The sequence below is a fragment of the Sinomonas atrocyanea genome, from assembly GCF_001577305.1.
GTDB lineage: Bacteria > Actinomycetota > Actinomycetes > Actinomycetales > Micrococcaceae > Sinomonas > Sinomonas atrocyanea.
Genome location: NZ_CP014518.1, coordinates 1,527,496 through 1,548,917 on the forward strand (window position 1 = coordinate 1,527,496; position 21,422 = coordinate 1,548,917).

Sequence of the window (21,422 nt, forward strand, 5' to 3'; positions counted from 1 at the left end):
CGCGCCGCTGCCCGTCCCGGGCTGTGCCGGCCGCCCCGATCGTGTCCCGACCGTAGCCGGGGTGTGACCGGGGCGGCCGTCTGCTGCCGGTAGGCTTGGCCGAGGGGATGTACGGCAGAAAGTGGGGGACCCCAACCATGTCTGAGCGGAAGCGGCTTGCCAGGGGCGCGAAGATCGCGATTCTGGCGGCCGTCCTCGTGTTGGCGGGGATCGGCGGTGTATTCGCCGCGGTCGGCCCGCTCCAGGCGGCTCCCATCACGTCCGAGCAGGCCTCGCCCGTGCGGAGCCAGCCCGGCTCCGCCTTCCCGGTGGTGAAGCAGGCGACCGCTGCGACGGTGCCCGCGCAGGGCGCCAAGGAGGTCAACCCCGCGGCGCCCGTGACGGTGACCGTGGCCAACGGCACCCTGGACAACGTCAGCCTCCGCTCCGCCTCCGGAGACGACGTCGACGGCGCCCTGAGCTCCTCGCGGGCAGGCTGGACCTCGAAGAGCCAGCTCGCCTTCGACACCACCTACACGCTCAGCTACACCACGATCGACGCCGCCGGGCGCACCGAGTCGGCGACGACGACGTTCGCCACCGTTGCCACCAAGAACGAGGCCGACGCCGCGATGTACCCCCTCGACGGGATGAGCGTCGGGGTCGCCCAGCCGATTCAGCTGACCTTCAGCGAGCCGGTGAAGAACAAGAAGGCCGTCGAGAAGGCCATCACGATCACCTCGACCTCCGGCCAGCCCGGCGCCTTCCACTGGTACAGCGACACCATGGTCCGCTACCGCCCCGAGACGTTCTGGGCGGCCCACAGCACCATCACAGTCAAGATGGACCTCTTCGGCGTGGACCTCGGCAACGGCCAGATCGGCAACTTCTCCAAGACGAACACGGTCCACATCGGCGACAAGCGCACGGCCGTCGCCGATGCGACGGCCCACACGTTCACGGCCTACATCAACGACAAGCCCGTGCACACGTGGCCGGCCACGCTCGGCGACACCCGCTTCCCGTCCGCCCGCGGCTACCTCGTGCTCATGGAGAAGCAGCGCAAGGCGCACTTCGTTGCCGCCTCGATCGGGCTCAAGCCCGGCGACCCGGCCAACTACGGCGAGCTCGATGTCGAGTACGCGACGCGGCTGACCCCGAGCGGTGAGTTCATCCACCAGGCGACCGACACCGCCCTGCCGTACCTCGGCCAGATCAACGTCTCGCACGGGTGCATCGGCCTGGGCCCCGACGGCGCCTCCTGGGTCTTCAACAACATGACCACGGGTGATGTCGTGCAGATCATCAACACCCAGGGCGACTACGCGAACTTCGACGACGGCTTCGGGGACTGGAACATCCCCTGGGCCCAGTACGCGAACAGCTGAGACGCCCCGCGGCGATAACGCTTCGGCCACACGTGGGTGCCGCTACGGGGGAGCGGCCGCACACACCGGTACGGTGGAGTGAGAACCATGCAGACTCCAGGCCCGCGGGCCTCTACTGGACGGTGACAGTGTTGACCGACAAGAGTTCCGGATCCGAGCCGGGGGCCGACTTCGACGAGTCCGGCGACAGCGACGAGCCGGCCTTCGGCTGGATGAGGCCCGCCGGCGCGGGGCGCCGCACATCAGAGCCAGCCACCGGGCAGCACGCTGCCGCACCGGAGGCCAGCCCCGCCGCCAGCGAGCCCCAGGCCGCTGCGGCGGCGGGACCAGAGGCTGCCCCTGCTGCGTCCGGAGCGACCCAGGCGGACACCGTCGCGGTCCCCGCGCAGAGCCGCGCAGAAGCGAAGCGGTCCCGCGAGCGGGCCTCCGGCGACGAGGCCTCCCGTGACGCGCCCTCCCGCGACCGCGGGGCCAGCGGCGAGGGCACCGGCGCGCGCGGGGCCTCCGTGCACCGCGAGCCGTCCCCGACGAGCGCGATCAACGTGCGCCCACCCGAGGACGAGGTCCAGCGGCGGCGGAACGAGCGGGATGCGGCCGCGCGGTCCAGGCCCGTCGGCCGGCGCATCGTGCAGGTGCTCATGGCGATCTTCCTCCCCTTCCTGCTGCTCATCGCAGCGGTGCGCGTCGTGGCCACGCCCCTGTTCCTGTGGATCGAGTACTACCGTCCCGGGTTCCCAGGTGACGGCTACGGCTTCACGACGGATGACCGGCTCACCTACGGCTCCTACGCGGTCGACTACCTCGCGAACCTCGCGGGCCCCCGGTACCTTGGCGACCTCGTGCTGCCCTCGGGCGACCACCTCTTCACCGCCGGTGAGGTGAGCCATATGGCGGACGTCAAGACCGTGGTCCTCTCCGCCTACGGCGCCGGGATCGTGCTGCTGCTGTTCTTCGTCTTCGCGGCCATCGGGCTCCGGAAGACGAAGGGCGCGTTCGGGCGCGGACTCTTCGCGGGCTCGTTCGTGACCATGGCGATCATCATCGCCCTCGCCGTGCTCGCGGCGCTCGGGTGGGAGACGTTCTTCACCGACTTCCACCGGATCTTCTTCGCCAACGGCACCTGGACCTTCAGGCTCGAGGACTCGCTCATCCGGCTCTTCCCCGGCCAGTTCTGGGTGGACTCTGCGCTCGTCGTCGGCGTCCTGGTGCTGCTCGCGGCGAGCCTGCTGCTGATCTTCTGCTGGCCGACGCCCAAGCGGCGGGCGGCCCGCGGTACGGTGGGGGAGCCGGAGGCCGGGCAGGCCTCCCGCGTCCACACCGACACCCACACCGACGCGGACGCCGAGGTTCAGGCGGAGTAGAGGTCCTCGAGCTCCTGCGGGAACGACTCGACGAGGCGCTGCCGCCGGAGCTTGAGGGACGGGGTCAGGTCTCCGTCCTCGAGCGTGAGCTCCCTCGGCAGGACCACGAAGCGGCGGATCGACTCCGCGCGGGACACGGCCGCGTTCGCCGCGTCGACCGCCTGCTGGAGCTCCGCCAGGACCTCCGGATCGCCCGCCGCTTCGGCGATGCTCAGCGTGCGCCCCCGGCGGCGTGCCCAGGAACCCAGCTGGTCGCCGTCGAGCGCCAGGAGGGCGGCCACGAAGGGGCGGCCTTCGCCCACCACGACCGCGTGGGCGACGAGCTCGGACTCGCGCAGCGCCTCCTCGAGCGGGCCGGGGGCCACGTTCTTCCCGCCGGCCGTCACGAGCACGTCCTTGAGCCGTCCGGTGATGGTGAGGAAGCCCTCGGCATCGAGGGAGCCGAGGTCGCCGGTGGCGAAGAACCCGTCCTCCCGGAAGGCCGACGCCGGGCCCTCGCCGCCGGGGGCAGCGGCACCGCCCCCGCGGTAGCCGCGGATGACGCCGATGCCCTTCACGAGCACCTCGCCGGTGGGGTCGATGCGCACGGTGGTGCCGGGGACGGGGCGCCCCACGGTGCCGATCCGCGTCGCCTGCGGCGTGTTCACGGTGCAGGGCGCGGTCGTCTCGGTGAGGCCGTAGCCCTCGAGGACCGTCAGGCCCGCGCCGCGGAAGAAGTGCGCGAGGGCCGGGCTCAGGGCGCTCCCGCCGGAGACGATCGTGGAGACCCTCCCCCCGAAGGCGGCTCGGAGCCGGCCGTAGACGAGCCGGTCGAACACGGCGTGCCGCAGCCGCAGGCGCCGCCCGGGGCCCTCGCGGCGCCCGGCGGCCTCCTCGTCGAGCGCGCGGGAGAACTCGCGCGCCGTCGCCGCGGCGCGCTCGAACACGGAGCCCCGTACTCCCTCGGCGCGTTCCTCGGCGGCGGCATAGACCTTCTCGAACACGCGCGGCACGGCGAGGAGGAACGTGGGCCGGAACGTCGCGAGGTCGTCGAGCAGGGTCGACTGGCGCGAGTGCCCCACCACGACGCCGGCCGCCACGCAGGTGATCTGGACGGCGCGGGCCAGGACATGGGCCAGCGGCAGGAACATGAGCGTCCGCGCCCCCGGGCCGACGACCTCGGGCAGGTGGGCCTGGAGGTTGACCGCGAGCAGGGCGAGGTTGCGGTGGGTGATCTCGCAGCCCTTCGGGCGCCCCGTCGTGCCGGACGTGTACACGAGGGTCGCGAGCGAGTCGAGGTCCGCGGCGGTGCGGTGGCGCTCGAGCTCCTGAGCCGGGACACCCAGCCCCGGGCCGGCCAGGCTCGTGAGGTTCGAGCCGCCGCCGCCGTCCTCGGTCATGAGCGTGATGGGCAGCCACGCGTTGCCGAGCTCGGGGGAGGAGCTGATGGCCTCCTGGACTGCCAGGGCGAGGTGGCTGTTCTCGACGAACACGCGGCGTACGCCCGAGTCGGCGAGGATGTAGGCGATCTGCGAGGGCGAAGACGTCTCGTAGACCGGCACGGGCACGCCGCCGGCGTACCAGATGGCGAAGTCGACGAGCGCCCAGCCGTAGCTCGACGCCGAGACGATGGCCACGCGGTCCCCGACGTCCAGCCCACTGGCGATCAGGCCCCGGGCGAGGGCGACCACGTCCGCATGGAACTCCGCGGCGCTGACCGGCTCCCAGCCGGCCTCGGTGCGCCGCGAGAACAGCTCGGCGCCCGGGGTGGCCGCCACCCGGTCCTCGAGGAGCGAGGTGACGTTCGCCTCGGGCGGCAGGCTCGCCAGCAGCGGCGTCGACGCCTCCGCCCGCGCCTCGTGCGCTCCTGCTCCGGCTTCCGCTCCGCCTGCCACGTGCCCGTCCTCTCCGCGCTCGCGCTCGTCTCCTGGTGCCCCCCGTGCCGCGCTCAATGCCTACGCCCATCCTGCCATCCCGGGGCGGCTCCAGGCCGGGGCGACGCGGGCCGCGCCGCTACGTCCAGCTCGGCATCCACAGCCGCAGCCGCCACTCGATGTAGGGGATGGGCTCGGCCGTCCAGAGGGGCATCAGGTAGGCCGACACGGCGAGGGCGGCGAGGACGAACACGCCGACCGCGAGGAACCCGGCCTGCCGCCGCGCGGGGGGGTCCGTGGGACGGCCGAGCACGAGCCCGAGGGCCATGGCCAGGGCCAGGACGAGGAACGGCTCGAACGAGACCGCGTAGAAGGCGAACATGGTCCGGTCCGGGTACATGAACCACGGCAGGTACCCGGCGGCGACGCCGGCGAGGATCGCGCCGGCGCGCCAGTCGCGCCGGCCCGCCCAGAGCAGCACGAGGACGCCGAGCGCCACCGTCCCGCCCCACCAGATCAGCGGGTTGCCCACGGACAGCACGGCCGAGGAGCAGTGGCTGGCCCCGCACGTGCCCGCAGGCTCCGTGTAGTAGAAGGACACCGGCCGGCCCTGCAGGAGCCAGCTCCACGGGCTCGATGCGTACGGGTGCGGCGTGGACAGGCCTGTGTGGAAGGCGTACGCCTCCTGGTGGTAGTGCCACAGCGAGCGCAGCGGGGCCGGCACCCACCCCCATGCCGGGTCCGGGTTCGCCTCGGCCCAGTGCCGGTAGAAGCCGTTGTCCGAGAGGAACCAGCCCGTCCACGAGGCGAGGTAGACGCCCGCAGCGGTGACGAGGATGCTCGCCGCCGCGAGCGGGGCGTCGCGCAGGGCGGCGCCGGGCAGCCAGGCTCTGATGCCGGCCTCGCGGCGCGCGGACGCGTCCCACAGGACGGTCATGATGCCGAAGACCGCGATGAACGCGAGGCCGGACCACTTCACGCCCACGGCGAGGCCGAGGCAGACCCCTGCGGCGATCCGCCACCACCGTACGCCGAGCCACGGGCCCGTCACGAGCGCCGTCGGCCGTATCCGCCCGTCCGGCCCGGCGAGGGCACCGAGGCGCGCGGCGAGGCGGCGCCTGCCGTCGTCCCGGTCGAGGAGGAGGGCGCAGAACGCGGCGAGGAGCCAGAAGGAGAGGAAGATGTCCAGGATCCCGGTGCGGGAGAGGACCAGATGGTGGCCGTCGATCGCGAGGAGCAGGCCCGCGGCCGCGGCGAGCGTGTGCGAGCGGAACAGCCGGCGGGCCGCCCACGCCGTCATCATCACGGACAGCGTCCCCACGAGCGCCGCGGAGAAGCGCCAGCCGAAGGAGCTGCCCGGGCCGAAGAGCGCCATCCCGGCCGCGATCATCCACTTGCCCACGGGCGGGTGCACCACGTACTCGGGGGAGGAGAGCAGTCCGGACATGTCCCCGTTGACGAAGAGGTCGTTGGCGTTCTGGGTCCAGCTCCGCTCCACGCCCGCGACGAGGTACGAGTACGCGTCCTTGACGTAGTAGGTCTCGTCGAAGATCAGGGAGTGCGGCCGGTCGAGCTGCCAGAAGCGCAGGAGCCCGGCGACCAGGCCCACGGCCACGGGCACGAGCCAGGCGAGCCGACGGTCCCACACCCCGGCCGCGGTCCAGGAGCCCACGAGGCGCTCCCGCAGGGCCGCGGCCGGACCGCGCGAGGCGTCCTGCGCGGGATCGACAGTCCGGGGGCGCGGGGAGTTCCAGCTGCGCACGGGCGGGCGGGTGGGGGTCTGGGTGGCCATCCCGGCCCATGCTACCGGGGCGGAGGGGCCCGGGGCGGGCTCGCTTCGCTGGCGTAGGCTGGGCGCGTGCAGCCTCGCGAGACCCCCCAGGAATCCAGCAGCCTCCCGGACGCGGAACCAGGGGAGGAGCTGGCGGACGACGGCGGCGGCCACCCCGTGCGGCCGGCCGGCGGGGCCGTGGTGCTCGCCGCCACGCCGATCGGCAATCTGGGCGACGCGAGCCGGCGGCTCGTGGAGCTGCTCGGCGAGGCCGACGTCATCGCCGCCGAGGACACGCGGCGCCTCCAGCGGCTCGTGCGCGGGCTCGGCGTGCACCCGAGGGGCCGCGTGGTGAGCTACCACGAGCACAACGAGGCCGCCAAGACGCCCGAGCTGCTCGACGCCGTGGCAGCCGGCGGCACGGTGCTCCTGGTCACCGATGCCGGCATGCCCGCCGTGTCCGATCCCGGCTACCGGCTCGTCGAGGCCGCCGTTGCCCAGGGCCTCACCGTCACTGCAGTCCCCGGTCCTTCGGCGGTGCTCACGGCACTGGCCCTGTCCGGGCTGCCCACGGACCGCTTCTGCTTCGAGGGCTTCCTGCCGCGCAAGGCCGGCGAGCGGGCGTCCCGGCTCGCCGAGCTGCGCGCCGAGGCCCGCACCATGGTCTTCTTCGAGGCGCCCCACCGGCTCGCCCCGATGCTGCGTGCGCTCGCCGAGGCGTTCGGCGCCGAGCGCCGCATCGCGGTCTGCCGCGAGCTCACCAAGACCTACGAGGAGGTCCTGCGGGGCACCGCGGGCGAGCTCTCCGCCTGGGCGGAGGAGGGCGAGGTCCGCGGGGAGATCGCGGTGGTGGCCGAGGGCGCGCCGCCCGCCGCCCCCGCCCGCCCCGAGGACCTCGTGGGCGCCGTGCAGGCGCTCGTGGCCAGCGGGGCACGGCTCAAGGACGCCGTCGCGGTCGTCGCGGGGGAAGCAGGGGCGAGCAAGCGGGAGCTCTACGCCGCCGTCGTGGCCGCCAAGTAGGAGCCACACCAAAAACCGCGGAATTCCGCGGAAGTCGATTGTGCATCTGCACAGGTGAAGTCCGTCACCATCGTCCTCGGATGCATGGACACCTGCGGGCACGGAGGCCTAGCGTGGAAGGAGTCCACCCACGCCCGATGTCGAGCGTGCCCACGAAGGAGTCGACGTGCCCGAGAACACCGCTGTCACCCCCGAGCGCGAGCAGGAACTGCTCGCGAAAGTCCCCACCGGCCTGCTGGTCAACGGCGAGTGGCGCGACGCCGCCGGCGGGAAGAAGTTCGCGGTCGAGGATCCTGCGACGGGCAGGACCCTGCTGGAGATCGCGGACGGCACGAGCGAGGACGCGGTCGCGGCCCTCGACGCCGCTGACGCCGTCCAGGCGTCCTGGGCCCGCACGGCGCCGCGGGAGCGCGCCGAGATCCTGCGCCGCGCGTTCGAGCTCGTGACCGAGCGCGCCGAGGACTTCGCCCTCCTCATGACCCTCGAGATGGGCAAGCCGCTCGCGGAGTCCCGCGGCGAGGTCACCTACGGCGCCGAGTTCCTGCGCTGGTTCTCCGAGGAGGCCGTGCGCGACTACGGCCGCTACCTCACCAGCCCCGAGGGCAAGAACAAGATCCTGGTCCAGCGCAAGCCGGTGGGCCCGTGCCTGCTCATCACCCCGTGGAACTTCCCGCTGGCGATGGCGACCCGCAAGATCGCCCCCGCGGTCGCCGCGGGCTGCACGATGGTGGTCAAGCCGGCGAAGTTCACCCCGCTCACCACGCAGCTGTTCGCCGCGGTCATGCAGGAGGCCGGCCTGCCGGCCGGCGTGCTCAACGTCGTCTCATCCTCCTCCGCCTCGAGCATCTCCGGCCCGCTCATGAAGGACTCGCGCCTGCGGAAGGTCTCCTTCACGGGCTCGACGCCGGTGGGCCGCCGCCTGCTCGCGGATGCCTCCGAGAACGTGCTGCGCACCTCCATGGAGCTCGGCGGCAACGCGCCGTTCATCGTCTTCGAGGACGCCGACCTGGACAAGGCCGTGGCGGGTGCCATGGCCGCCAAGATGCGGAACATGGGCGAGGCCTGCACGGCCGCGAACCGCTTCCTGGTGCAGGAGTCCGTGGCCGAGGAGTTCACGGCCAAGTTCGCCGCGGCGATGGCCGAGCTCACCCCGGGCCGCGGGACCGAGCCGTCCACGACCGTGGGCCCCCTCATCGACGGCGGTGCCCGCAAGGACGTCCACGCCCTCGTGACCGAGGCGGTCGAGTCTGGCGCGCGGGTCGCCACCGGCGGTGCACCGCTCGAGGGCGACGGCTACTTCTACGCCCCGACCGTCCTCGCCGACGTCCCGAACGACGCCGAGATCCTCCGCAACGAGATCTTCGGCCCGGTTGCCCCGGTCACGACGTTCAAGACCGAGGAGGACGCGATCCGCCTCGCCAACGCGACCGAGTACGGCCTGGCCTCCTACCTGTTCACCCAGGACTACGCGCGCATGTTCCGGGTGGCCGAGCAGATCGAGTACGGCATGGTCGGCTTCAACGCCGGCGTCATCTCCAACGCGGCCGCGCCCTTCGGCGGCGTGAAGCAGTCCGGCCTGGGCCGCGAGGGCGGCGCGGAGGGCATCGCGGAGTACACGACGACGCAGTACATCGGCATCGCCGATCCCTACGCGGGCTGACAAGCCCGCAGGCGACGACAGCGGACGGAGAAACGAGCACCGCATCGCGGATCCCTACGCGGGCTGACAGTCCCCGCGCCTGTGGTGGGGCGGGGGAGTCAGTCCTTCGGCCGCCGCAGGCGGTGCAGCACCCGCCTCAGGGCGGCGCGCATCCTGGCCCCCGCAGCCTCGGCTGCGGGGGCCATCCGCGTCCGGGCGCGCGTGAGCCACGCGAAGGACGAGGGCGGGAGCGCGGCGATCCGCGCCCGCCGGACCGGGTGCTGCGTGCGGCGCCCGGCCTCGTGCACCACCGCTACGGCATGCCGCGCGGCCTCCTCGTCGGCCTCGTACCCGGGGCGCCCGAATTCGTGCCGCTCGTACGCGGTGGTGAGGGTGTCGAGCGCGCGGTGCAGGCCGCCGCCGTCCGCGTCCCACGCGCTGAGCCGCCGCGCGTACGAGCGCGGCGTGTCGGCGGGGCCGGGGGGCAGCCCGTGGTCGACCCCGACGGCCTCGAGCTCCTCCCAGATCCCCCGGAGCCCGCGCCGGAGCCGCCGTCGCCGCTGGGCGGCGCGGAGGGCGGCGGGAAGGGCGACGACGACGGCGAGGGCGAGGAGCCCGAGCGCCACGAGGACGGCGGGAATCCACGGGGCGGCCTCCCGCGCGCCGGACGGGGCCGGAGCAGGGGCGCTGGGTGCGGGGGTCGCGCCCCCCTTGTTCGGGGCCGCCCGCAGGCCGTCGTTGAGGTTGTCCAGGTTGCTGCTGCCGCCAGGGCCCGCGGTGTCGGTGAAGGCGTAGGTGGGCAGCACCCCGCGCGTGGGCGTCGGCTCGAACGGCACCCAGCCGAGCCCCTGGAAGTACAGCTCGGGCCAGGCGTGGGCATCCTTCCCGTCGACCTGGAACTCGGGCAGGGACTTCGAGGCCGGGACCGCGACGGTCTGGCCGGTGGGGTGCCCCGGTGCGAAGCCCACCGCGATCCGGCTGGGGATGCCGACCACCCTCGCCATGACGGCCATCGCCGCGGCGAAGTGGATGCAGTAGCCGGACTTCTTCGTCAGGAAGGTGCTCAGGACGTCCATGCCGGTGCCGTCGTAGCCGTCCTCGACCGGAGTCTTCTCCGAGTACTGGAACGTGCGCAGCCACGCCTGGATCTTCAGGGCGCGGGCGTAGGGGGTGGCGGCGCCCTGGGTGACCTGTTCGGCCGCGGTGCGGACGTTCGCCGGGACGCCCTTGGGGACCTGGGCGGCGACGAGATCGATGCCGCGGGGGGCCGTGACCGCGGCGGAGAGCGCCTGGGGCGTGAGCTGCGGCATCGTGGAGTGCACCACGTAGAGCTGGTTCTGACTGGAGGCGGGGGCTCCCTTGACGCTCAGGTCGGCCGGATCCCAGCCGAAGTCGCCCCGCACCCCGTCGAGCGACTGGGGCGCGTAGGGGGCCGGCAGGTACGGGCTCGTGAAGCCGCCCGTGGTCACCACGGTGGTCGTCGCCGTGGTCGGGCCGGTGCCTGCCGCGGAGTTCACGATCTGCGTGATGGGCCGCTGGAGCTGGTCGTCATGGTTCTCGGGGCCCCACGCAGCCCCGTTGAAGTCCTCGACCGTGACGGTGCGCAGGTAGACGGGGGCCGTCGAGTCGGTGGCGTAGGTGAGGACGCCGACGGCGTTCGAGCTCCTCAGGTCGTTGCCGAGGCTGATGAGCGGGTTGAGGCCCACGTTCTGGCCCAGGCTCTGCAGCCGTGAGCCCTCCGGGAAGGTGCCGGCGTCGAACCCGGGGATGACCTGGGGGAGGACGAGGGCGCCGGCGACCACGGTCGCCACGAGCACGGCGAAGCGCCCGGGCGAGAGCGCGGCGGCGAGGCGCTCGGCGGCGCTCCCCGAGGCGTAGGCGGAGCCTGCCGTGGCGAGGAGCCCGAGGTAGCCGGCAGCGGCCGCGGCGAAGCCGGTCGCGCCCACGCTCTCGGGCTTGAGCACGGCGGGGACGACGAGGACCGCGAGGACGGCGACGCCCGAGACCGCCGGCATGCGGCACGAGAGGGCGATGGTCTCGGTGACGAGCGCGATGAGGCCGATCGCCCCGGCCGTCAGGGCCACGATGCCGACGTTCGGTGCAGCCGGGACCGCGTCGTAGGCCACCGTGTGCCAGGCCTGGTCCAGCGCTTCCCGCGCGGCGCCGAGGGTACCGGCCGTCGGGATCAGGCCGAGCAGGCTCGAGCTCCGGAAGAACATCGAGTCCATCCCGGCCGTCCACGCGGCCATCCCGGCGAGGCCTACCGCGACGGGGTGCCAGCGGAACGCCCGGGCAAGCAGGGTGCCGGCCACCGTGGCGATGAGCACCACGAGGACCGGGTACAGCCAGGACCACCCGCGCAGTACCCCGCCGTAGGCGAGGGACCCCCCGCCGACGGCGAGGACCAGGAAGAGCTCGGCGGCGACGTGGCGCCACTGCGGGCGCCGGAGCGAGGGAATCTTCACGCGGAGCTCCTCTCCCCGCCGGCCGTGCCCGGGCGGCGCTCCCCGCGGTCCAGGGGCGCATCCTCGGCGGTCAGCGCGGCCCACACCCGCGGCAGCGAGGCGCGGGGCGTGGCCTCCGCGGCCCTCCAGCCGGCGTCCCGCAGGGCGTCCACCGCGCCGCGCGATGAGCCGGCCCTGGGGACCACGACCACGGCGAGCGCGCGTTCGGCGAACCCGGATGCCGAGGCCAGCTCGCGCGCCTGCTCCGTCGTGGTCCGGCCGAGGACGGCGACAATCGGCCCGCGGTGGCGGTGGCCCTCGAGCCTGTCGAGGAGCCGGTCGCTGAAGCCGGCGGGCCCGGCGGCCTGCTCCGCCGGGCCGATGGCGGCCAGGCCCTCGGCGATGAGGGCGAGGCCGTCGCGGCCTGTGTACTCGGCGGTGTCCGGTTCCGGCGCGGAGGAGGAGCGGGCGAGGGCGAGGCCCCCGCCGGGCTCGAGCAGCCGCAGTGAGTAGCCGAGCTCGCTCAGGTGGGCTGCGACGGAGACGACGGCGGTGACCGCCCATTCGAACGCCGGCGACTCGCGGTCCTCGGAGTCCTCCTGGCCCGCGTCGGGGAAGGCGGAGCCCCGCAGGTCCATCACGATCGTGGCCTCGGGCGAGACAGCCGACTCCTCCTGGCGCACCATGAGCTCGCCGTGCCGGGCGGTGGCCGCCCAGTGGACGCGGCGCATGGGGTCGCCGTGGCGGTACTCGCGCGTCATGACGTCGTCCTCGCTCGGCACCGACTGGATCCTGGCCGCGATGATGCCCTCTGCCCCCCGCAGCCCGGCCAGCGCGGCGGCCGGAAGCGCGACCGGCGCGGGGGTCACGGTGAGCCTCGTGCTGGCGCCGATCCGGCTGCGCCGCTCGGCCAGGCCGAACGGGTCCGAGTGCCGGGCCTCGACGGGGCCGATCCAGTAGAGGCCGCGGCGGGGGCAGCCGAGCTCGTACCGGTAGTTGCTCGCCCCGTCCCGTCCGATCGATGCGCCGGGGTAGACGAAGGTGGGACCCGTGCCGAGCGAGGCGGGCAGCTGCTCGGTCATGGCCATGCGCCCCGAGAGCAGGCCGCTGTGGCGCAGGCTCAGCGCGACCTCCGTGCTCTGCCCGGCCTCGACGACCTCCGGGCGCGGCCGGCGCAGGACCGTCACCGACGGCCGGACCAGAAGGCTGGCCACGAGGGCTCCTGCGGGGACGAGCGCGAGGAACACGGCAAGGTGCAGGAGGTCCCGCCGCCCCATGACCTGGGCGGCCATGAGCGCCACCGCGGCGGCGGCCACGAAGCCCCAGCCCCGCGGCGTGAGGGCGCCCCGCCAGTCCGTCCGGGGCAGCCGCTCCATGCCGGACCGCCTATCCGTGGCGCCGGGCGCCGGACTGCCCGGTGATGGGGATGGGCACCGAGTCCACCACGGCCCGGAGGACGGCGGCCGCCGTGAGCCCGCTGCCCGAGGCCCGGCGGTCGAGGACGAGGCGATGGGTGAGGACCTCCGGCGCCATCGCGGCGACGTCGTCGGGCAGCACGAAGTCGCGCCCGGCGAGGGCGGCGCGGGCCTTCGCCGCGCGGAGGAGCTGCAGGACGGCCCGCGGGCTCGCGCCGAGGCGGATCCGCTCGCTCGCGCGCGTCGCCCGCCCCAGCTCCACGGTGTAGTCGCGCACGGGCGCGGAGACGAAGACGTCCTTGACGGTGGCGATCATGGCTCGGATCTCGGCCGCGTCCACCACGGGCTCGACCCGCAGCAGGGGGGACTCCGACTGGTGGCTCTCGAGCATCTCCGCCTCGGCGGCGGCGTCCGGGTAGCCCATCGAGATGCGCGCCATGAAGCGGTCCCGCTGCGCCTCGGGGAGGGGATAGGTGCCCTCCATCTCGATCGGGTTCTGGGTCGCGACGACCATGAACGGCTCACTGAGGACGTAGGAGGTCCCGTCCACGGTCACCTGATGCTCTTCCATGCACTCGAGCAGCGCGGACTGGGTCTTCGCCGAGGCCCGGTTGATCTCGTCGCCGATCACGATGTTCGCGAACACGGCGCCCGGCCTGAACTCGAACTGCCGGGTGGCCTGGTTGTAGATGGAGACCCCGGTGACATCGCTCGGGAGGAGGTCCGGGGTGAACTGGATGCGGCTGACCGAGCAGTCGATGGACCGGGCAAGGGTCTTGGCCAGCATCGTCTTGCCGACCCCGGGGACGTCCTCGACGAGCAGGTGGCCCTGGGCCAGGAGGACGGTGAGGGCCAGGCGTGCGGCCTCCGCCTGGCCGTCGACCACCTGGCCGATGGAGGCGAGGATCCGCTCGCACGCGGCCTTGAAGCGCCCCGCCTCCATGGGCTCGGGCGACTCGGCGTGGTGGAGCGGACGCAGGGCGCTCACGGAGCCCCCTGCCTGATCGACGCCGCCCTGATGACCGTCCATGTGCGCCCTCCCGGCCGGCCGCCGCCTGCGTGCGGCCCTGATGCTGTGGCGTGCGCCACACCTAGCTCCACGTTACCCGCAGCCACCGCATCGCGCTCGGCCCGGGTACCGCCGCACAGCAGCCCTGCCGGGCCCCGATGCGGGCGGGCCCAGCCGGTCCGCGAACTACAGTGGAGGCCATGCGCTCAGCCCATCCTCCCGCCGCCTACCGCCCCACCGACACCGCCGGCACGGCGGAGGAGGCAACCTCGCCGGCCGGCCGCCGCGCCGCCGCGGACGAGTCGGGCCGCTCGCGCCGCCTCGAGTACCCGCCGGCGCCCGAGCCCCTGCCGGTGCCCGTGGTGGACAACCACACCCACCTGAACTTCAGGGACGGCCTCGTGGAAGTCGACGTCAGGGACGCCCTCGACGCCGCGGCCGCCGTGGGCGTGGACCGCGCCGTCCAGGTGGGCTGCGACCTGCCCTCCTCCCGCTTCACGGTGCAGGCGCTCGACGTCGACGCCCGGCTGCTCGGCGCCGTCGCCCTCCACCCCAACGACGCCCCCCGCTACGCCGCGCGGGGCGAGCTCGAGGCGGCCTACGCCGAGATCGAGCAGCTCGCCGCCCACCCGCGCGTGCGGGCCATCGGGGAGACCGGGCTGGACTACTTCCGCTCGAAGGGCGATGCCCTGACCGTCCAGCACGAGTCGTTCCGCTGGCACATCGACCTCGCCAAGCGCCTCGGCAAGACCCTGCAGATCCACGATCGCGACGCCCACGAGGACGTGGTGCGCCTCCTCGGCGAGGAGGGCGCCCCGGAGACGGTCGTGTTCCACTGCTTCTCCGGGGACGAGGACCTCGCCCGCACCTGCAACGAGCACGGCTGGTTCATGTCCTTCGCCGGGACGCTGACCTTCAAGAACGCCGAGAACCTGCGCCGGGCCCTCGCGATCGCCGAGCCGGAGAGGATCCTCGTGGAGACCGACTCGCCGTACCTCACGCCGCACCCGTACCGCGGCCGGCCCAATGCGAGCTACATGGTCCCGTACACGGTGCGCTCCATGGCCGAGGTCCTCGGAGCAGACCTCGCCGAGCTCTGCTCGCGGCTCTCCGCCAACACCGAGCGGGCCTACGGCTCCTGGGCCTGACCCCACGCGGCGCCACGGGGTGGCCCGTAGCCATTCCGTGATCTGACTGGCCTCTCTGTAACGTTTCGGTTACTGTGATCCCCAACAGCCGGGGTCGCCGCAGACGCCGGGCACTTGCCCCCTCGGGGTGAGGCAGGAGCAGTGCCGCGGGCGCGCCGTCGTCCATCTCCCGGTCCTCCCTGCCCCGTGCCCGGGGCCGCCGTGCCCGGATGGACCGACGATTGGACCCCTGTGAGCAACCACGGCCGCCGCGCAGCACGACCGGTCCGTCCCCGCCGTTCTCCCGTCCGTGCCGCGGGCCAGGCCGCCGTGGTGGCCGCGCTCGCGCTCGGGACCACGGCCTTCGTGGTCAACGGCAAGACCGTGACCCTGTCCGTCGACGGGCAGGCCAGCACCGTCACGACCTTCGCCTCCACGGTGGACGAGGTGGTCCGCAGCGCGTCCGTGCAGCTCGGCTCTGCGGACCGCGTCTCGCCCGCCCTCGGCGCGACGGTCACCGACGGATCCGTGGTCACCGTCAGCCGCGCCAAGCGCGTCACGGTCGACCTCGACGGGGCCCAGCGCACCGTGGACACGACCGCCCCCGACGTCGCCGCGCTCGTGAGCCAGCTCGGGATCGCCCCGACCTCGCTCGTCTCGCTCGACCGCTCCACCCGCCTCGAGGCGGCGCCGGCCCCGATCCGGATCAGCACGCCGAAGGACGTCACCGTGATCGTCGACGGCACCCCCGTGACGCGCACGACGACGGCCGCCACCGTCGCGGACCTCCTCGCCGAGCTGGGCATCACCCCCGGGCCGGCCGACCGCATCTCCGCTCCCCGCAACGCGCCCATCGTGGCGGACATGGCGCTCAAGGTCACCCGGGTCGACACCTCCGCCGCGAGCACGGTCACCGAGACGCTCCCGTACAGCACCGAGAAGACCGAGAGCGCCGACCTCAGCGAGGGCGAGACGAAGGTCGTGCAGCAGGGCGTGGACGGAACGGTCGAGAAGCACTACAGCAGCGTCACCGTCGACGGCCGCGTGGCCCAGCGCACGCTCGTGTCCCAGAACGTGACCCAGGCCGCGGTCACCGAGAAGATCCTCGTGGGCACGAAGCCCAAGGCGGCCAGCACCGGCCAGAACACCGGCGCCGCCGCGCCCGCCGTCATGAACGCCGCCATGTGGGACAAGATCGCCCAGTGCGAGTCCAGCGGCAACTGGGCCGCGAACACCGGCAACGGGTACTACGGCGGCCTCCAGTTCGACATCTCCTCCTGGCTCGCCAACGGCGGCGGCCAGTACGCCCCCAACGCCGCCCTCGCCACCCGCGAGCAGCAGATCGCCGTCGCCAACACGTATTACGCCAAGGCCGGCCTCTCCCCGTGGGGCTGTGCGGGCGCGGCGGGCGGCTGAGGCGCACCCTCGGCCCCCGGTAGGATGCTCGGGTGACTGACGCCCCCGGCTCCCGCCCGCTCCTCGGCGCCGCCGACATCCGTGCCCTCGCGGCCGAGCTGGGGATCCGGCCCACCAAGACGCTCGGCCAGAACTTCGTGATCGACGGCAACACGATCCGCCGCATCGTCACGGCGGCCCGCCTCGACCCGTCCGAGACGGTCCTCGAGGTGGGGCCCGGCCTCGGCTCGCTCACCCTCGGCCTGCTCGACGCGGCGGCGAACGTCGTCGCGGTCGAGATCGACCCCGTCCTCGCCGCGAAGCTCCCCGCCACGGTCGAGCGCTGGCGGCCCGACGCCGTCGGGCGCTTCGCGCTCGTGCTCTCCGATGCCCTGAAGACCACCGAGCTCCCGCCGGGGCCGTTCGCCCAGCCCAGCGCGATCGTGGCGAACCTGCCCTACAACGTCGCCGTGCCCGTGGTCCTGCACCTCCTGGAGCACTTCCCGTCGCTGCGCCACGGCCTCGTCATGGTCCAGGACGAGGTGGCCGACCGCCTCGCGGCCGAGCCCGGCTCCAAGGTCTACGGCGTCCCCAGCGTCAAGGCCGCGTGGTACGGGACCATGCGCAAGGCCGGTGTGATCGGCATGAATGTCTTCTGGCCCGCGCCCAAGATCCACTCCGGCCTCGTGGCCTTCACCCGCACCCAGCCGCCGGTCACCTCTGCGAGCCGCCGCGAGGTCTTCGCCGTGATCGACGCCGCCTTCGCCCAGCGCCGCAAGACCCTGCGGGCGGCGCTGGCCGGCTGGGCGGGCTCGGGTGCCGAGGCGGAGCGGGCACTGCGGGCGGCGGGCGTGGACCCGCAGGCCCGCGGCGAGGTCCTCGGCATCGCCGACTTCGCCCGCATCGCCGAGCAGCACCGTCCGGCGGACGCGGGTGCGCCCGCGGCCGACGCCGTCCGATAGCGTGGGGGCATGCGCACCAGCCCCTCCGGACCCGACCCCCGCCCGAGGTCCGTGAAGGTCCGCGCCCCGGGCAAGGTCAACGTCTCCCTGCGGGTCGGCCCCCGCCGCCCGGACGGCTACCACTCGGTGGCCAGCATCTACCTCGCCGTCTCGCTGTTCGAGGAGGTCACCGCCACGACCTCGCCCGAGCCCGGGGTGACGGTGAGCCTGAGCCCCGAGAGCACCCTGGACCTCGACGAGCTGGACATCCCCCTCGACGAGCGCAACCTCGCCGTGCGCGCCGCGCGGCTCATGGCCGAGATGACCGAGAACCCCACCGGCGTGCACCTGACCATCACCAAGCGCGTGCCCGTGGCCGGCGGCATGGGCGGGGGATCGGCCGACGCCGCCGCGGCCCTCCTCGCGTGCGACGCCCTCTGGGGCTCGGGCCTGTCCAAGGAGGAGCTCGCCCACGTCGCCGCCGAGCTCGGCGCGGACGTGCCCTTCGCCCTGCTGGGAGGCGCCGCCGTGGGCCTCGGGGTGGGGGACCAGCTCTCCCCGGCGCTCGCCACCACGCGGTTCGACTGGGTCCTCGTCCCGGCCCCGTTCGGCCTGAGCACGCCGGCGGTGTTCTCCGAGCTGGACCGCCTCCGCGATGCCGAGGGCCTCACCGTCCCCGAGCCCACCCACGTCGAGCCCGCTGTCCTCGCCGCCCTGCGGGCCGGAGACGCCGGCGGCCTCTCCCACCTGCTGGTCAACGACCTGCAGCGCGCCGCCGTGGGCCTCGCCCCCCAGCTGCGCGACACGCTCGGGTGGGCCGACTCGCACGGCGCGCTCGCCTCGATCGTCTCGGGCTCCGGGCCCACCGTCGCCCTCCTCGCCGCCGACGCCGCGGCCGCCGCCGACCTCGCCGAGGAGCTCGCCCACCAGGGGATCGAGGCGCTCGCCGTCCACGGGCCCGTGCCCGGGGCCCGGATCGTCAGCGATACCCTTCTGTAGTCCCCTTCACCCGACTGGCAAGGATTCCTGTGGCACACCTCCTCGGCGGCGAGAGCCTGGCCATCTCCTTCGGCACGCGCACCGTGCTCGACGGCGTCACGGTGGGCCTCAACGAGGGCGACCGGATCGGGATCGTGGGCCGCAACGGAGACGGCAAGTCCACCCTCATGCGCCTCCTCGCCCAGCGGCTGGCGCCCGACGGCGGCCGCGTCACCTGGCGCCGCGGCGTCGACGTCGGCTACCTCGACCAGGGTGACGTGCTCGACGGCGACCTCACCGTGGGCGCCGCGATCGTAGGGGACCGCGCCGACTACGAGTGGGCCTCCAACCCCACGATCCGCGACATCATGGGCGGCCTCGTGGCCGACGTCGACTGGCACGCGCAGGTGCGCTCCCTCTCGGGCGGCCAGAAGCGCCGCGTGGCCCTCGCGAAGCTCCTCATCGAGCCGCACGACGTCATCATGCTCGACGAGCCCACCAACCACCTCGACGTCGAGGGGGTCGCGTGGCTCGCCCGGCACCTCAAGACGCGGTGGCGGCCCACGGAGGGCGCCTTCCTCGTGGTCACCCACGACCGCTGGTTCCTCGACGAGGTCTGCACCGACACCTGGGAGGTCCACGACGGCATCGTGGAACCGTTCGAGGGCGGCTACGCCGCCTACGTGCTGGCCCGGGCCGAGCGGGACCGGATGGCCGCCGTCGTCGAGGGCAAGCGTGCGAACCTCGTGAAGAAGGAGCTCGCGTGGCTGCGCCGCGGCGCGCCCGCCCGCACGGCGAAGCCCAAGTTCCGCATCGACGCCGCCAATGCGCTCATCTCCGACGTCCCCGAGCCGCGGGACACCGTGGCCCTGTCCAAGATGGCCACCGCGCGCCTGGGCAAGGACGTGATCGACCTCGAGGGCGTGACCCTCGCCTACGACGGCGGCGGCGCGGACGCGAAGCCGCTCCTGGACAACATCACGCTGCGCCTGGCACCGGGCGAGAGGGTGGGCCTCGTTGGCGTCAACGGCGCCGGGAAGTCCACGCTCCTGCGGCTGCTCTCGGGGGACATCGCCCCGACCTCGGGGCGGGTCAAGCGCGGCAAGACCGTGGTCCCGGCCGTGCTCAGCCAGGACGTCCGCGAGCTCGACGACGTCGCCGACCTGCGCGTCATCGAGGTCATCCAGCGCGAGAAGCAGACGTTCACCGTGGGCTCGAAGGAGCTCACGGCCGGCCAGCTCGTCGAGCAGCTGGGCTTCACCAACGAGAAGCAGTGGACCCGCGTCTCCGAGCTCTCCGGTGGCGAGCGGCGCCGGCTCCAGCTCCTGCGCCTCCTCGTGGGCGAGCCCAACGTGCTCATGCTCGACGAGCCCACGAACGACCTCGACACCGACACCCTCGCCGCCGTCGAGGACGTCCTCGACGGGTGGCCCGGCACCCTCGTCGTCGTCAGCCACGATCGCTACCTGCTCGAGCGCGTCACCGACCACCAGCTCGCCCTCCTCGGCGACGGGAAGGTGCGCGACCTGCCCGGCGGCGTCGAGCAGTACCTCGCCCTGCGCGAGGAGGCGCTCGCCGCCGCGGAGGCGCTGCCCGGGCAGGCCCCCCAGGACGCCCAGCCGGCCCCGGCGGGCCGCTCGGAGTCCGAGAAGCGCGAGGCCCGCAAGGAGCTCGCGCGCATCGAGCGCCAGCTCGGCAAGCTCGCCGCCCAGGAGGAGAAGCTGCACGCCCAGATGGCCGCCTCCGCCGAGGACTTCGTCCGGCTCGGGGACCTCAACGCCGCGCTGAAGGACCTGCAGGGCCAGAAGGACGAGCTCGAGCTCGCGTGGCTCGAGGCCTCCGAGGTCCTCGAGTAGCGCCCGGGCGTCTGACGCGGCGCGTCCAAGCGTTCACCTTCCCGTCACCGCGCCGGCACCCTGCTTCCCTACGCTGGACGCAGCAGGCCACGGCGGCTCGCGGAAGGGAGACGCATGGGCGCTCGGAGCGACGACTTCGCCCTCGTGGTGCCGGGGGATCCGGTCACGGTGGTCGACCCCGGGCGGCTCTCGGTCTCGGGCATCGTCGACGCGGTGTCGCCGGACGGGTCGGTCCTGTGGGTGATCGAGCACGGCGGACAGGGCCGCCACATGGTGCACAGCACGGATGCCGCCCTCGTCCGGCGCCGCGCCGGCTGACCGGCTGACCGTCCACGACGTGCGCTGCGGGCAGGCTCTGGCCGCTCCCAGACTCACCGCCTAGCATCGGCTGGGTGGGTTCCCTCGTCGATGCGATCCTTGCCATGCCGCCGCTCGTGGCGTACCTGGTGGTGTTCGGGCTTGTCTTCGCGGAGGACGCGATCTTCGTCGGATTCGTGGTTCCCGGCGAGACCGCCGCTGTGCTCGGGGGCGTGCTCGCCAACCAGGGCAAGGCAGACATCTGGACCATGGCACCTGTGATCGTGGCGGCCGCGATCCTCGGGGACACGGTCGGGTACGAGGTAGGGCGGCACCTGGGCCAGCGGCTGCTCGGATTCCGCGTCTTCGACAGGCACCGCCGCCGCCTCGAGGACGCGCAGGAGTTCCTGCGCCGCCGCGGCGGGTCGGCCGTGTTCCTCGGCAGGTTCGTCGCGTTCTTCCGTGCGATGATGCCCGCCCTCGCCGGGGCGTCCCGGATGCCGTACCCCCGGTTCCTCGCGTTCAATGCGATGGGCGGCGCCGTGTGGGGCACCGGGTTCGCCGTCCTCGGCTACCTCGCCGGTGCCTCGTACGACGCCGTGGCGAAGACCGCCGGGCGCGACATCGCCGCCGGCGTGCTCGTCGTCGCAGTGATCGCCCTCGTCGTGTGGCGCGTCCGCAAGAGCCGCAGCGAGCAACGCGCGGAGCGGACGCTCAGGAGCCCACCGGACCCGGATCCTTCCGAAGGCTCGTGAGCCCGTTCCTCGTCCCGCGACCGGCCCGGGCGGCCATCCATGGCAGAATTGAGCTTTGTGCCGCGCCCGTCCCGGCGGCAGCGTGCACTCCGCCCTGGTGTAATGGCAGCACGCCGGCCTTTGGAGCCGTGCAGTCTAGGTTCGAATCCTAGGGGCGGAACGCACTGGCCAGCCGACGGCACTGGCTAGAATTG

General features: G+C 73.5%; 16 protein-coding genes and 1 tRNA gene. 12 read left to right on the forward strand and 5 right to left on the reverse strand.

Going from position 1 to position 21,422, the window contains the following annotated elements:
* Positions 1 to 137 precede the first annotated feature (137 nt).
* The gene (locus SA2016_RS07135; protein ID WP_066496945.1) at positions 138 to 1,367 is read left to right on the forward strand and encodes a L,D-transpeptidase; all 1,230 of its coding nucleotides are present in this window, start codon (positions 138 to 140) and stop codon (positions 1,365 to 1,367) included.
* Positions 1,368 to 1,495: 128 nt separating this feature from the next.
* A complete protein-coding gene (locus tag SA2016_RS07140; protein WP_371326658.1) occupies positions 1,496 to 2,728 on the forward strand; it encodes a TIGR01906 family membrane protein in 1,233 nt (410 codons plus the stop codon).
* Here SA2016_RS07140 and SA2016_RS07145 read toward each other — a convergent pair.
* Positions 2,716 to 4,602: an AMP-dependent synthetase/ligase gene (locus SA2016_RS07145; RefSeq protein ID WP_066496947.1), complete on the reverse strand. Its 1,887-nt coding sequence runs from the start codon at positions 4,600 to 4,602 to the stop codon at positions 2,716 to 2,718. The two genes, SA2016_RS07140 and SA2016_RS07145, sit on opposite strands and share 13 nt — an antisense overlap.
* A gap of 118 nt (positions 4,603 to 4,720) precedes the next feature.
* Positions 4,721 to 6,373: a dolichyl-phosphate-mannose--protein mannosyltransferase gene (locus tag SA2016_RS07150; RefSeq protein ID WP_066496949.1), complete on the reverse strand. Its 1,653-nt coding sequence runs from the start codon at positions 6,371 to 6,373 to the stop codon at positions 4,721 to 4,723.
* A 129-nt stretch (positions 6,374 to 6,502) separates the two neighbouring features.
* Here SA2016_RS07150 and rsmI point away from each other — a divergent pair, with 129 nt between their 5' ends.
* Both rsmI and SA2016_RS07160 read left to right on the forward strand, forming a co-directional pair.
* Entirely contained in the window at positions 6,503 to 7,372 is an 870-nt protein-coding gene (rsmI, locus tag SA2016_RS07155) for a 16S rRNA (cytidine(1402)-2'-O)-methyltransferase (protein WP_066502138.1), read from the forward strand.
* 166 nt (positions 7,373 to 7,538) lie between these two features.
* Positions 7,539 to 9,032 (forward strand): NAD-dependent succinate-semialdehyde dehydrogenase, encoded by a 1,494-nt coding sequence (locus SA2016_RS07160; RefSeq protein ID WP_066496951.1) that lies wholly within the window; start codon positions 7,539 to 7,541, stop codon positions 9,030 to 9,032.
* A gap of 98 nt (positions 9,033 to 9,130) precedes the next feature.
* On the opposite strand, the gene SA2016_RS07165 is transcribed toward SA2016_RS07160, so the two are convergent.
* The 3 genes from SA2016_RS07165 to SA2016_RS07175 are packed head-to-tail and all read right to left on the reverse strand — an operon-like array spanning position 9,131 to position 13,813.
* Positions 9,131 to 11,476, reverse strand: a complete 2,346-nt coding sequence (locus SA2016_RS07165) for a transglutaminase TgpA family protein (protein ID WP_066496952.1) — start codon at positions 11,474 to 11,476, stop codon at positions 9,131 to 9,133.
* Entirely contained in the window at positions 11,473 to 12,831 is a 1,359-nt protein-coding gene (locus SA2016_RS07170; RefSeq protein WP_066496953.1) for a DUF58 domain-containing protein, read from the reverse strand. The genes SA2016_RS07165 and SA2016_RS07170 overlap by 4 nt, the downstream gene beginning before the upstream one ends.
* Before the next feature lie 10 nt (positions 12,832 to 12,841).
* Positions 12,842 to 13,813, reverse strand: a complete 972-nt coding sequence (locus SA2016_RS07175) for an AAA family ATPase (protein WP_229710959.1) — start codon at positions 13,811 to 13,813, stop codon at positions 12,842 to 12,844.
* Between the two features lie 266 nt (positions 13,814 to 14,079).
* Between SA2016_RS07175 and SA2016_RS07180 the strand changes: the two genes are divergently transcribed.
* The 8 genes from SA2016_RS07180 to SA2016_RS07215 all read left to right on the forward strand — a co-directional run bounded on the left by SA2016_RS07180 (position 14,080) and on the right by SA2016_RS07215 (position 21,388).
* Positions 14,080 to 15,027, forward strand: a complete 948-nt coding sequence (locus tag SA2016_RS07180) for a TatD family hydrolase (RefSeq protein WP_066496957.1) — start codon at positions 14,080 to 14,082, stop codon at positions 15,025 to 15,027.
* Positions 15,028 to 15,258: 231 nt separating this feature from the next.
* Positions 15,259 to 16,422 carry a resuscitation-promoting factor gene (locus tag SA2016_RS22485; RefSeq protein WP_066496958.1) on the forward strand — a complete coding sequence of 388 codons (1,164 nt, stop codon included), beginning with the start codon at positions 15,259 to 15,261 and terminating at the stop codon, positions 16,420 to 16,422.
* Between the two features lie 32 nt (positions 16,423 to 16,454).
* On the forward strand, positions 16,455 to 17,363 hold the full coding sequence (gene rsmA / locus SA2016_RS07190) for a 16S rRNA (adenine(1518)-N(6)/adenine(1519)-N(6))-dimethyltransferase RsmA (RefSeq protein WP_066496959.1): 909 nt from the start codon (positions 16,455 to 16,457) through the stop codon (positions 17,361 to 17,363).
* Positions 17,364 to 17,372: 9 nt separating this feature from the next.
* On the forward strand, positions 17,373 to 18,341 hold the full coding sequence (locus SA2016_RS07195) for a 4-(cytidine 5'-diphospho)-2-C-methyl-D-erythritol kinase (RefSeq protein WP_066496960.1): 969 nt from the start codon (positions 17,373 to 17,375) through the stop codon (positions 18,339 to 18,341).
* Between the two features lie 29 nt (positions 18,342 to 18,370).
* Positions 18,371 to 20,176: an ABC-F family ATP-binding cassette domain-containing protein gene (locus SA2016_RS07200; RefSeq protein WP_066496962.1), complete on the forward strand. Its 1,806-nt coding sequence runs from the start codon at positions 18,371 to 18,373 to the stop codon at positions 20,174 to 20,176.
* A 114-nt stretch (positions 20,177 to 20,290) separates the two neighbouring features.
* Positions 20,291 to 20,494 carry a hypothetical protein gene (locus SA2016_RS07205; RefSeq protein WP_066496963.1) on the forward strand — a complete coding sequence of 68 codons (204 nt, stop codon included), beginning with the start codon at positions 20,291 to 20,293 and terminating at the stop codon, positions 20,492 to 20,494.
* 74 nt (positions 20,495 to 20,568) lie between these two features.
* On the forward strand, positions 20,569 to 21,228 hold the full coding sequence (locus tag SA2016_RS07210) for a DedA family protein (protein WP_066496964.1): 660 nt from the start codon (positions 20,569 to 20,571) through the stop codon (positions 21,226 to 21,228).
* Between the two features lie 88 nt (positions 21,229 to 21,316).
* A tRNA-Gln gene (locus SA2016_RS07215) sits at positions 21,317 to 21,388 on the forward strand.
* Positions 21,389 to 21,422 lie beyond the last annotated feature (34 nt).

Bases quoted from the DNA above. Each gene is read 5' to 3' on its own strand.
- SA2016_RS07175 (WP_229710959.1), bottom strand. From the start codon at position 13,813: ATGGAGGCGGGGCGCTTCAAGGCCGCGTGCGAGCGGATCCTCGCCTCC.
- SA2016_RS07205 (WP_066496963.1), top strand. From the start codon at position 20,291: ATGGGCGCTCGGAGCGACGACTTCGCCCTCGTGGTGCCGGGGGATCCG.
- SA2016_RS07135 (WP_066496945.1), top strand. From the start codon at position 138: ATGTCTGAGCGGAAGCGGCTTGCCAGGGGCGCGAAGATCGCGATTCTG.
- SA2016_RS07180 (WP_066496957.1), top strand. From the start codon at position 14,080: ATGCGCTCAGCCCATCCTCCCGCCGCCTACCGCCCCACCGACACCGCC.
- SA2016_RS07195 (WP_066496960.1), top strand. From the start codon at position 17,373: ATGCGCACCAGCCCCTCCGGACCCGACCCCCGCCCGAGGTCCGTGAAG.
- SA2016_RS07150 (WP_066496949.1), bottom strand. From the start codon at position 6,373: ATGGCCACCCAGACCCCCACCCGCCCGCCCGTGCGCAGCTGGAACTCC.
- SA2016_RS07170 (WP_066496953.1), bottom strand. From the start codon at position 12,831: ATGGAGCGGCTGCCCCGGACGGACTGGCGGGGCGCCCTCACGCCGCGG.